This window comes from Segatella hominis, assembly GCF_019249725.2.
Classification (GTDB): Bacteria; Bacteroidota; Bacteroidia; order Bacteroidales; family Bacteroidaceae; genus Prevotella.
Genome location: NZ_CP137559.1, coordinates 3,601,201 through 3,613,803, shown reverse-complemented (window position 1 = coordinate 3,613,803; position 12,603 = coordinate 3,601,201). Strand labels below are relative to the sequence as shown.

6 protein-coding genes are annotated in these 12,603 nt (G+C 46.0%); all 6 read right to left on the bottom strand.

Annotation, left to right across the window (positions count from 1 at the left end):
• Nucleotides 1-11 precede the first annotated feature (11 nt).
• The 6 genes from KUA50_RS14710 to KUA50_RS14685 all read right to left on the bottom strand — a co-directional run bounded on the left by KUA50_RS14710 (nucleotide 12) and on the right by KUA50_RS14685 (nucleotide 12,514).
• Nucleotides 12-1,088: a DUF5627 domain-containing protein gene (locus KUA50_RS14710; protein WP_218456435.1), complete on the bottom strand. Its 1,077-nt coding sequence runs from the start codon at nucleotides 1,086-1,088 to the stop codon at nucleotides 12-14.
• Nucleotides 1,089-1,106: 18 nt separating this feature from the next.
• Nucleotides 1,107-2,909, bottom strand: a complete 1,803-nt coding sequence (locus KUA50_RS14705; protein WP_218456436.1) for a RagB/SusD family nutrient uptake outer membrane protein — start codon at nucleotides 2,907-2,909, stop codon at nucleotides 1,107-1,109.
• Nucleotides 2,910-2,931: 22 nt separating this feature from the next.
• The gene (locus tag KUA50_RS14700; RefSeq protein ID WP_218456437.1) at nucleotides 2,932-5,799 is read right to left on the bottom strand and encodes a SusC/RagA family TonB-linked outer membrane protein; all 2,868 of its coding nucleotides are present in this window, start codon (nucleotides 5,797-5,799) and stop codon (nucleotides 2,932-2,934) included.
• Nucleotides 5,800-5,835: 36 nt separating this feature from the next.
• Nucleotides 5,836-7,827 carry a RagB/SusD family nutrient uptake outer membrane protein gene (locus KUA50_RS14695; protein ID WP_218456438.1) on the bottom strand — a complete coding sequence of 664 codons (1,992 nt, stop codon included), beginning with the start codon at nucleotides 7,825-7,827 and terminating at the stop codon, nucleotides 5,836-5,838.
• An 18-nt stretch (nucleotides 7,828-7,845) separates the two neighbouring features.
• Nucleotides 7,846-10,977 (bottom strand): SusC/RagA family TonB-linked outer membrane protein, encoded by a 3,132-nt coding sequence (locus KUA50_RS14690; protein WP_413777435.1) that lies wholly within the window; start codon nucleotides 10,975-10,977, stop codon nucleotides 7,846-7,848.
• A gap of 142 nt (nucleotides 10,978-11,119) precedes the next feature.
• The gene (locus tag KUA50_RS14685) at nucleotides 11,120-12,514 is read right to left on the bottom strand and encodes a cellulase family glycosylhydrolase (protein WP_218456440.1); all 1,395 of its coding nucleotides are present in this window, start codon (nucleotides 12,512-12,514) and stop codon (nucleotides 11,120-11,122) included.
• Nucleotides 12,515-12,603 lie beyond the last annotated feature (89 nt).

Genomic DNA, 12,603 nt, shown 5'->3' with positions numbered 1-12,603 from the left:
CATCCAGCATCTTACTGCTGAACATATTTAGTATTGAAGGTGACGATACCGTTGATGTCGCCACGAGTCTGAGCGACAAACTGGTCGCTGGTCTCCATCGTGATGCCACAACCGAAATCAACCTTGTAGTTGAGAGTGAGCAAGTCACGATCCTTGTTACCCCAAGCCAACTTGGCTGCCTTCTTCTCAAACTTGCCAGAACCTGTGGCTGTCATGCCCTCGGTATCAGAAGATACAGTGACATTGCCATCATTGTCAAAAGTAAGTTTCAAGTTGCAGGTGTATTTCACAATCTTATCGCTGCCATCTTCATTTTTACCTTCCACCTTGCTCACTGAGACAGGGAAGAGAGCCTCTGTCAAGCTCTTGGTGGTAATCTGGCAAACCTCATCCTTCTCGATGGAAGCACCTTGACGAGTTTCCTCCTTGGTCTGACCATTCTCGGTAATCTTATCAGTACCACGACGGAGATAGAAGCCCTCCCAAGGGTTCATGTACTTTACCTTGTAGAGTACATAATCCTGAGGAGTTTTTGACCAAGCCTCCAAGTTTGTTCTAGAAGGAGTCTCACCATCTACCATAGGCTTACCACTCAGGATAGAGTCAGCTCCCACCTGCTCCAAGATACGAACAGGAATCACATAAGAACCCTTGACGCACTCTGGGTCTGCGAAGAACGCATCCTCCAACTTCACCTTCAGTCTGCCGAGCATCTCACCATTATAGTTGATGGTATTGCCATCCAAGGTGTAGTAGTTGGTAGGCATTGGCTTCACTGGAGTCACGCCGTCCTCGAAGAAGAGGTTGTCACAGAGAGACTCATCGACAGCCACCTTCAAGGTGATGTTCTTGCCATTACGAGCACCACCCATTGTGGAGACGATACGGATGATATGGTTGTTATCGTCTGTGGTGTTGAGGGTCTCAGCATCACCCAAGACCACGGTGCGGTCTAGGAACTGATGGGCGAAATATACATTGACACCACCCTCGTAATCAGGGAAGTCTGCATCACCGTTCTCGCAAGAGGAGAAACCGAGTGCCAAGATTCCCATGACAGCCATAGCTAAGATTTTCTTCACTTTCATAATTAATCTTATTTAATATTAGTCGTTGTTCTTTACATTCCAGCCCTTGTTCTGCTTCAAGTTACTCCACTTGAGCATCTCACTTTGTGGGATAGGACCATAATACATATAATCGCTATAATTTCTTGTCTCTACATCGATTTCTTCGAATGTAGGAATACCATCTACCTCGGTTACGTTGACACCCTTGGCTGTCTCGGCAATGTTAGCCTTCCAACGGCGGAGATCCCAGAAGCGGTGATTCTCGAAGCAGAGTTCGATACGACGCTCATTGCGAATCAACTCACGCATCTTTGCCTGATCTTCTGCACATTCATCGAGGTAGCCAGTATCGGTGATGCCAGCACGTTGGCGGATAGCCTTGATGACATCGTAAGCAGAATAGTTGTGAGTACCTTTACCCTTTGGTCCCCAAGCCTCGTTGGCTGCCTCAGCGTAATCCAAGAAAATCTCGGTGTAACGGATGTAGGCATTGTAGTGAGGCTGTGCATTGAGGTTGTTAGGGTCTGCGCTACAGTCGTCACGAAGCAACTTCTTCAGATAGTAACCTGTACGAGTAGAGGTACTAATCTTATTGAGACCGTCATTGGTTTCTCCAGTTGCTGTCGTGTTGATGGTCTTGCCCTTGTACTCTGAACCATTGTGGATGATATAGAGGTCGAGACGTGGGTCACGATTGCTATAAGGATCAATGTCATCAAAGTCACTATTCTCCTCATCTGTGATAGGATAACCATTCGCCATAGGGAAGGCATCCACCAAGTTCTGAGTTGGATTGATGCGACCCTTTCCGTAGAGTGTAGGAGGGAAATTGTTCTTCTCTTGGATAACACCGAGGTCATAATCTTCCTTACCCTCATTGACATTACTACGCCAAATGATTTCAGCAGGAACAGCACCCGACTTCAACTTCTTGATTTCATCCTTATTCGTGTACCAGGTGTTACCGTTGGCAGCCATACCTGAGACACCACCGATGCGGTCGAGAACCGTGGCTGCAGCGTCGGCAGCATTGGCAGGTGTAACATCACTGCCACCCTTGTAAGCCTCGCTAGATGCCATCAAGGCAACCTGCGCACGGATAGCCTCTGCGATACGACCACTGATACGACCAGCCAAGTGCTCACCGAACACACGGTCATAGACGCTCAAAGAAGCACCCAACTCCTTATAGTAAGCAGGAACCTCAGACTCTGAGTGCTGCTTGTAGTCGAGAGGCAACAACTTGATAGCCTCATCCAAGTCGGAGTTAATTTGGTCGATGCACTGTTGGAAGGTAGCACGAGACTGATTGAAGTCGGTGTTGGCATCTTCCACAGTGGTTGACAATGGCACACCCAAGAGTTCACCATCCTCAGACCAACCAGCATGAGCCTGAACGAGATAATAAAGATTCAAAGCTCTCAAAGCATAAGCCTCACCCTTACGGCTCTCAGCGAACACCTTGGCAGCAATAGGATCATCTGCCCATTTCACGTTGTCAGCGATAGCAAGAAATTGGTTCAGGTACTGGATAACAGAACGGCGACCATTCCATTGGCTCATTGGGTCGTTGTTAGCAGCCCAAGCACCTTGCGCCATTTTCGAGTAAGTGCTAGCCAAATCATTGGTCACTGCATCATCGGTGGCAATGTCCGTCTCGCTCGAATTGGAATATGGCAGATGAGAATAGGCATAGCCCAAGAGACCTTGTGCAAATGTAGGCTCCTTAAGCATCGCCTCTACACCTCGGTTATTCTCCTCGGCAGGCTCAAACAAGTCGGAGCAAGATGCCAACGACAAGGAGAGCGCAGCCAATAATATAATATTCTTAATTTTCATCTTAATTCGTTTTTATGAGTTATTAGAATGATGCCTTGACACCTATATTATAATAACGTGTCTGAGGAGCTTGACCTACTGACATCTCCAACCACTTGCGGTTGCCAGAGATAGTCAACAGATTGGAACCACTGACAAAGGCTGAAAGAGACTTCACCCAAGTCTTCTGGAACAAGCGACTTGGCAAGTCATATGTAACCTGAACCTTAGCCAAACGGAACGCATCGGTCTTGTACAACCAAAAATCAGAGGTCTGATAGTTGTTGGTTGACTTAGAAGCCAAGCGTGGATAGAGAGCTGTCGTAGCGTTCTCTGGTGTCCAAGCATCACGTGCAATCTCAGAGTACTTCACGTCACCCTCTGTCTTGAAGTAGTCACCCAAAGACAACTTAGATGCGTATGCCCCGAAGTTGGCAGTTCCCAAGGCGAAGAAGGTGAATCCCTTCCACTTGGCGGTGAAGTTGATACCCATTGTGAATGGAGAACCATACCAGCCACCCTTGCCGAGATATACCATATCGTTGGAGTCGATGACGTTGTCACCATTCTGGTCGATGTACTTCAAGTCACCAGGCTTCACTTCATTACCCAGTTTGCTCTGGTCAGCCCACTCAGCTATCTCTTCCTTACTCTGGAAAATGCCTGCGGTCTTGAATCCCCAGATGCCATCGAGTACCTTTCCTTGACGATTCTGATAATCATAGAGGTTGACCTCGTCACGCTTGGTGGCCTTGGTAGTATAATAAGTACCGGTTACACCGAGTGCCAAATCTACCTCACCAAACTTCTTGTTGGCTGTCAACGCAAAGTCGAAACCTGTACGACGGTCGGCATTGAAGTTGACCACAGGAATGAAACCACCTGTAGGATAACCATTACTCAAGTAAGATGGATAGTAAGTTGGATTGGAAACCAACAAGCCATCGGTTGTCGTTACGAAGAAGTTGGCATCCAAGGTCAGCAATTTCTGCCACAAAGATGTACGGAAGTTGACTGAGAACTCCTTACGGCTGATAAATCCCAAGTCATTATTTCCACCTTTGGTAGAATAGGCATATTGGTTGGTACCACCATCAGCCCAAGCATATCCGTAAGTCTGGCTCCAAGCTGGCATATAGAGATAATAACGCTGGTCATTAACAGCAAAGTCTATATCTTGCTTGATGTCGCTGTAGGATGCACTGATCATCATATCATCCACCACCTTGCTGTCCTTCAAGAAATTCTCATTCTTCAATCTCCAACCCAATGTCAAGGAAGGTGAAAGAGCCTCGCGATGTCCTGGAGCCAACTGTGCTGAATGGATGGCTGCCATACCGAAGTCGAGATAGTACTTCTGGGCGTAGTTGTAAGACGCATCCAAAGCTAGGTTGGCACTTGAGTTCTTGTGATAAACAGCCGACTTGGTCTGCTGGAAACCAGAGGCAATCAACATGGCAGAAAGGTTATGCACCTTGCTGAATGTATTCTGATAGTTGAACTGCGCAGAGAAGAGCATCGTCTGGTTATCCACACTATTACTGATGTTCTGTACACCAGGATGCTTGTCATCGCCTTCCTTCTTCAAGCTTACGATTTCATCCTTACCATTGATGTTTGCCCAAGTTGGGATATACACCGCATAATTATTGTCGAAAGAGGTATTATAAGAGGTGGCGTAATCGACTGCAAACTTTGTCTCGAAGGACAAGCCCTTGAGTAACTTCGCTAAGTTGATCTTGATACCTGTGTCGAACTGGAACTGGCGGCTTGTATATTTAGTCTTACCAGCTGAATAGATGTCACCAAAGATATGGGTAGAGTTCTCCTGGCTACCTGCCAAGAAGTACTTACCATCTATCAAGTTGGCATTGTTGATCAAAGCCCAGGCATTGGTTGCCGATGGAGAGATATAATCAATTGGTATCAATGGAGCTGCATTCTGTGGATAGTTTGGACGCATAGAAGCGGCAGTTGACCAATAGTTACCCTTGGCAGAGCTTGCATCATAGAATGTAGCATTGGCATTGACATAAGCCTTGATATCATCGCTGATGTTGACATCTACGTTACCACGTACATTGAAACGGTTGGTATGGTTGTGTTTAGCCTCACCAAACTTGAAGACATCACCTACTCGATAGAAGTTGATGTTGCTGTAGAAGTGAGCACGCTTGCCACCACCCTCAATCTCAGCAGTAGCCTCAGAGCGGTTGTATGCCTTTCTGATGTAATCAGAAGAGTAGTAATCCACATTAGGATAACGGTAAGGATTATCGCCAGCACCGAAGTCATAAATCTCGTCCTTATAGAGAGGAGACAAGCCATCGCTGGCACGTCCCTTATTATATAAGGTCATGTACTCAGCTGAGCTAAGATACTCAGGATAAGACTTGGCTACATACCAGCCTGTATTGGCAGTGACATCTACCTTGATGCCATCCACCTTACCTCGCTTGGTGGTGATGAGGATAGCACCCTTGGCAGCCTTGCTACCATAGAGTACCACAGCCTGAGCACCCTTGAGGAAAGTAATCTGAGAAATCTCTGAAGGAAGTACATTGGTTGCCTCACGTGGCACGCCATCCACCAAGACTAAGTAGCCTGCGTTGTTGGCATCCTGTGCCCAGAGTGAGTTGCCATTCCAACCACCTACCAACGCTTGCATGTTGTCAAGGCTATAGGTATGGTAGTCTTTCTTCATCAAGTCCTCTACATCGACCACAGAGACACCACCGAGGAGTTCATCCTTAGCCACCTGGCGGTAAGCCACTTGAACCATCTCCTTGTCAGCGTTCAGCGAGTCGGTTTCGTCTGCTGGCGCCGTCTTGGCATCGGCACTCAATGGAGCCAAAGCCACAAGACCTGCGACAAACAACTTGTAATTATATGATTTGAATGTTGAATTCATACGATCATCTATTAATTTGATATATTATAGTTTTGCTTACCAACCAGGATTCTGTGGGAACTCTGCATAGAGTTGAGTCTGATCGGTTGGGAATGGGAACCAATAGTGCTTGGCGGTGAAGTCACGTTTAATGATAACTTTCTTGCCATAGCCAGATACTTGTCCATTCTCAGGATGTTTAGGGTCGCTGTTGACACGCTCAAACACCTGTTCGTACTTGGTATTGTAAGGAGCCTCCGTCAAGAGCAACCAACGCTGCAAGTCATTGAAACGCATTCCCTCAAAAGCCAACTCCACCTCACGCTCACGACGAACTTCGTCCATGAACTTGTGAGCATTGGCTACATATTCAGCTGCTACATGTCCTGCGCCACAACGGTCACGAATGGTATTGATGGCAGCTTCAGCCGTCTTGCTAAAGTTGGATGACTTACCTTGCGCACCAGAGGTGGCGGCACAAGCCTCAGCATACATCAAGTAGATATCGGCAAGACGCATGTAAGGCAAATAGGCATTAAAAGCCTTGTCGTAATATTGATCAACAGAATTTGCAGTATGAGGAACCAATTTCTGAATGAAGTACCCCGTTTGGCTACCATTCTCTACACTACGCATTGTCTGCATCCCATCTGAGGTGGTAGATTCTGATGAAGAAAGGTTACAATAGATATAATTTTTCAATACACCTGCTGCGCTACCAACATCATTGATAAACTTACATCCATCATATACGATGTCGTGATAGAAACGAGGATCACGGTTCTTCCAAGGATGCTCTGGGTCGAAACCGCCTGCAAGATTAGGCACCAACTCGCCATTCTCTATCAAGAAAGCAGGCTCGCCATTCGCCATACCATAAGCCTCTACCAAGTTGGCTGTAGGCTGGTGGATGACATTGTCATGAGGAACGATGCCATTCATCTTAGGACCAAACAACTTACCATGGTTCCATGGTGAAGCCCATCTATTCTCATCACATGGACCACGGAAGATAGCTTCTGTAGAACCAGGCATCTGGTAGTTCTGATTGACGGTGTAGAAGATGTCATCGAAGCTAGAAGACTCGCTGGAAGAGATGACGTGATTATAAATATCGTCATAATTATAGGAAGCCAAAGCATATTGCGTCTGACCACCTTCTACCAAGTTGAGCAACTCACCGAGAGCCTCAGCTGCCTTCTTGCTATACTCTGCATCATAGTCGTATGTGATTTCACTCTTAACAGCTCCGAGTTTTGCACCATTCTTCATCAAAGGACTGGCTGCCCAGAGATAGTTCTTGCCAAGATAGCCCAATGCCATGATCTTGTTGATGCGAAGTTGGTTATGACCAGAGGTCTGCTTACCAGCTGTGGTCTTATCCCAATCGATAGGCAACAGGTCGGCAGCCTTGCGGAAGTCCTCTCCAGCCTTGGCTGCACATTCTTGATAAGAGAGACGAGGCAAAGTCAATTTACTACTAGCATCCAGCACTTGATCGATGTATGGAAGACCACCCAACTGCTGCATCATCTCGAAATGCCACCATGCACGGAAGAAATAAAGCTGACCAGCAATCAAGTTTTTCTCCTCTTGGGTAGCAGTTGTCAACTTGTCGAGATTAGCAAGACCTAAGTTGCACTTACGGATGCAATACCAAGCATGAGGATAGATAGAGTGAGACTTGGCATTAATGGATGTAGGATTGCTATCTGAACGATAGAACCAAGATCCATACCCATTCTCATAGATGTTACGGAAGTTTCCCAAGTCCATCTGATGAGTCATCTCGCCATCAGCCTTCGAGTTAAAAACTTCATCGTCACCCCAATTCCAAGAAGGGCAATAGTTACACTTCACCTTGTCAGGTACACAGTTGTAGATTTCCTCGATGAATCCTTGGAAATTCTTGAAGGTCTTGAAAGCATCCTCAGAAGACACCGTTGCCTCTGGCGACTTATCCAAGTAATCCTCGCAGGAACTCAACGATGTGGTGAGCGTCAGGGCTAGACAACCTGTATATAGTATGTTTTTAATATTCTTGTTCATTTGTATTCTCTTTAAAAATTACAATGTAAACTTGACACCTAAGTTGAAACGTCTTACAGTAGGATAAGCTCCAAGTGAGCCCCATGTAGAGAGGTTTGACTCACGGTCGTCTGGCATACGTGTCCAGAGCCAAAGGTTATTACCATTGAGATAGACCTTCAGGTAGTTGATTCCCAAGTGCTTGATCCATCCCTTTGTCCAAGTATAGGCAATTTCCACATTCTTCAGACGGATATAAGAACCATCATAAAGGAACTGGGTACCATTGCTGTAATCTGAACTCGTAGCACCCCAACGAGGAACGCGGACATCAGCATTGGTATTGTCCTTATCCCACCAAGAGCCTTGATCAAAGACGGTATTCAACTTGCTGCCAAAGCTGGTAAGACTTACCTCACGAGTTACATTGGTGACACCATAGAACTGAGCAAACGCTGAGAAACCTTTCCACTCGAAACCGATGGTGGCATTGTAAGTATTCTGAGGACTGTTGCTATAGCCGTATGGAGCCTTATCGTTGGAATCAACCACACCATCACCATTGTAGTCGATGATGTAATAGTCACCTACCAAACGGTAGTTCTCATTCACATCATGGGCAGGAGAGCCATACAAGTCATCGATGTTGTTTAAGTAACCATTGCTCAACCAAGCCTTGGTCTGGTTGATGGCATAGCCTGCTTGTCTCAAGTTGGATGGTGCCATACCTGGGTCATCCTTGATGAGCACCTTGTTCTTGGCATGGGTCATATTGAAGTTACCCCAAAGACGAAGACCATTAGCAAAGGTCTTGTTGAGCTTTACTTCCCACTCATAACCTGTGGTACGAACTTTACCCAAGTTGGCTGTTGGCGCAGAACCACCGAGATAAGAAGGAACGGAACGCTCGTTACCACGTACCAAGATGTTGTCACGAACATCACGGAAGACATCGAAGGAACCTGTAATCAAACCACCCAAAAAACCGTAGTCAGCACCAATGTTCAACTTCTTAACTGTCTCCCACTTCACGTTTTCATTGCCGATGGAAGCCTCACGATACCAAGTATAGATACTCTTGTTGTACTTTTCATCCATGATGGTGTTGCCACCGTATGCCCACTGGCTCATATACAACCAACGGTTGCTATCGAGGAATGGATCACCCAAGTTGTCATCACCAATCTCACCGTATGATGCACGGAACTTCAACATATCAATGATGTGCTTGTCACGAAGATTCTTCATGAATTTCTCCTCAGTAACAGTCCAACCAATAGCACCTGAATTGAAGAAAGCGAAGCGATTATCCTTGCTAAACTTCTCTGATCCGTTGTAAGCACCATTGTACTCGATGAAATAGCGACCATCATAGTTATAGGTAGCACGGAAAGCCCAGTCTTCACGATAGGTAGGAATGACACTACCTCTAGCATCTTCCTGGCGTGAGAACAAGCCCATGGCAGAAACGTCGTGCTTGCCAAACTTGCGTGCCCAGTTGAGCTGTGCCTGATAGTAGAGGTTGCGAACGGTAGCAGAGTTGTTGACCTCACCTGCCATTGTTGTCCAACCCAGAGGTTGCTGATAATCAAACTTGTTGTTCGTCTCATTCTTATATCTATAACTAACAACACCTGTATCAGGATCGATCCATTTCTGAACAGGATTATTGTTGGCATCATTGATACCACGCTTTACCTCGATGAAGTTATTGTCCCAAGATACCGTAGCACGGAAATTCAAGCCCTTGGTGATGAAGTCGAGTTTCTGTTCCAAGGTGAAGTCGGTGTTGATACGAGTGGTAGTGGTCTTAGAAGCACCACCTGTAGAAAGTATCATCGCCGAGTTGGTGGTGTTGGAAACAGCATCGTAATAACCCCAAGTTCCATCTGAGTACTTTGGAAGAAATACATCTGGAGCGATGTTGTAAGCACCTGACCACTGCTGACCCATCTGCCAAGCATCATTACTATTGATATCGTTGAGCATAGGAGCCTTCTTCACACCATTGGAACCTGCGAGGTTCACCTTCAAGGTCGTAGTAGGAGTGATGGTGAAGTCCAAGTTGCTTCGCACGTTGATACGATCATAGCCATATCCAGACTTGTAGTTTCGTCCGTTGTCATACACACGGAAGAGGTCACCCTCATGCACATAGTCGGCAGAAGCGAAGTATCTTACAAACTTGGTACCGCCACTTACATTGACATTGGCATTGTAAGCCATAGCAGCATCCTTGAAGAGGGCATCTTGCCAATCCACATTAGGATAACGCTCACGCTGTTCCTGGGTGGTCTGATTGCGATAGTTGTTGATGAATTCCTGTGAGCGGATATTTGCCCAAGAATCAGGCTTAACTCCCAACTCATGCTCGATAGCTCTGTTGCGGAGCATCAAGGCATCGTAAGAGTCGTACTTGTTAGGCAACTTAGAAGGAGACTTCAATGTAGTATTGAAACCTACGTCAATCTTAGCCTTGCCTTCCTGACCACGCTTGGTGGTAATCAAGATGACACCATTGGCACCCTTCACACCATAGACGGCGGTGGCAGAAGCATCCTTCAATACAGAGATAGACTGTACGGAAGAGATATCCACACTGCTCATAGGACGCTCGATACCATCGACGAGGACGAGAGGGTCGCTGTTGTTCCAAGAGCTAGAACCACGAATGATAATCTGTGGCTCCTCCTCACCAGGCATACCATTACCCTGCATGGTAGTAACACCAGGGAGGTTACCCGTCAAGGCTGCACCAATGTCGCTGACACCGGCGGCACGCTCCAAAACCTCACCAGTAGTCTGGGTGATGGAACCTACGACAGAAGCCTTCTTCTGCTGACCATAACCAACGACTACAACTTCGCCGATGGCATTGTCGTCTTCGAGGGTAAGTTTGATCTCTCTCTTCGTACCTACCTTTACTTCCTTGGTCTTCATACCTACGTATGTAAATACGAGGGTAGAATTCTCTGAAGGAACACTGATACTGAAATTACCATCTAAGTCGGTGATAGCACCGACACTGGGATTTCCCTTTACTTTTACAGTGGCACCTATCAGAGGCTCACCTGTACCGTCAACAAGATTACCCTTGACCAGGATCTTCTGCGCCTGAGCATTCAGGCTACAGAAAGCACCCACCAAGCATAAGGCTGCTGTCCGTTTCATTGTTAACACTTGTTCAATCATGTTCTATTCATTTTTGATTTATGCTTTAAAAATTTAGGCGTGTACTAAAATTGTTTATTCACGGCGACAAAGGTATGGATTTCTTTCGAAACTTACTTTGCGTGGTGTAACATAAAGTTTATCATTTCAGAAAAACCTTGCGAGAACGTATTTTTCCATTACTTAACAGTTGTTTTATTATATAAACACCTGCAGTTGGTTTTTCAACCTCTTTTCCTTCTATATTATAATATAAGGTGGAAACCACGTCTTCCTGGGTTTCTAATTGTTTAATTCCTGTTGTATTTTGTTTCAAATACCATTCCTTGTACCAGTTGAAGCAAGCATAGGAGCAGCACTCCTCAAAGAGACCATGTTTCTTGGCATTTTGCAAACCAGGCTGTACCTTTCCCGTCTTCAGATACTCATCAATGTCGTAATACTCTTGTGGATGAGTGATGGTCATGCCGATGTTGCTAAAGTGGTCATGCACTGCCTTCCATGCCAAGCCCCATTTGGAGGTGGAGCCTGTAGCCCAAGTGCCGAGATTAGGAGCTGTCCACTGTCCCCACTCATTGTAGTGCCCTTCGCTTGCCTTGTCAGGATCCTCTGGGCTCCAGTCTATCTCTGTTACCATGATAGGCTTGCTTGTTACCATAGGCACCTGCGCCTGGAAGTTCTTGATAAAGGTATTGTGATCACAGTTCTTATCTGTCATGTTGCCATACCAGCCTGAGTAGACATGCACTGCGTAAGAGAAATTGTTCTCCGTATCGGTAATAGGATATTTTGAATAGCCCACATAGTTGCTCTGATAGCCAGAACCTGGCACCCAGATAATGCCCTTGAAGCCAGTGGCACGAATCTCATCTACCACAGGCTGGAAGAAATCATGGAGAGCCTTGTCTGATTTAGAGCCATTTGCCAGCAACACATTAATAGGCTCATTGGCTAGCTCTATGCTCACCTGTCCGGCATTCTTCTGGATGGTGGCATTGGAAGCGAAGAGTTTCCACACCTTCTTAAGATATGCCTGATATTCATCTCCCACCTTGATATTCTGTGGACAAACGCCAGGAGGGCGAACGATTACATATAGTCCATGAGCCAAGGCTTTCTCCACAAGCTTGACATAAAGTCTGCTCAAGAATGTCTTGTATCGAGCCTCACTAAAATATTGGATGTTGTTTTCTTGGGTTCCAACTGGTGCCTTGTAGTTAGTCCAACAAGGATCCATATGAAGACGGAACACCGTACAATAAGCACCTTGGTTCTTGTCGGTGATAGCGGTGAACATCTTCTCGAAATAATTCAAGCAAGGAGTCACATCACCTACTTCATAACCACCCATACCCCAACGGTTACCGTTGAAGTAGCGGTTCGGCGTATCCATTACGCCATGCAAGACAACAATCTTACCATTGGCATCCACCAGGTTCCTACCCTGCACACGGAGTGCCGGCAGATTATCTGCAGCCTGCCCCGCCATTGACAGCATAGCCATAGCGAGTGATATTAACAATTTCTTTCTGTTCATGTTATTTTATTTTTAGATTTTATCACTTTTCCAAATTGTCAATTAATTATTAAGCCCGAAAAACAATTTTAGATACCTTTAAAGAGAAT

Coding starts and splice junctions, on each gene's coding strand:
- KUA50_RS14710 (WP_218456435.1), bottom strand. CDS start 1,088: ATGAAAGTGAAGAAAATCTTAGCTATGGCTGTCATGGGAATCTTGGCA.
- KUA50_RS14705 (WP_218456436.1), bottom strand. CDS start 2,909: ATGAAAATTAAGAATATTATATTATTGGCTGCGCTCTCCTTGTCGTTG.
- KUA50_RS14700 (WP_218456437.1), bottom strand. CDS start 5,799: ATGAATTCAACATTCAAATCATATAATTACAAGTTGTTTGTCGCAGGT.
- KUA50_RS14695 (WP_218456438.1), bottom strand. CDS start 7,827: ATGAACAAGAATATTAAAAACATACTATATACAGGTTGTCTAGCCCTG.
- KUA50_RS14690 (WP_413777435.1), bottom strand. CDS start 10,977: ATGAAACGGACAGCAGCCTTATGCTTGGTGGGTGCTTTCTGTAGCCTG.
- KUA50_RS14685 (WP_218456440.1), bottom strand. CDS start 12,514: ATGAACAGAAAGAAATTGTTAATATCACTCGCTATGGCTATGCTGTCA.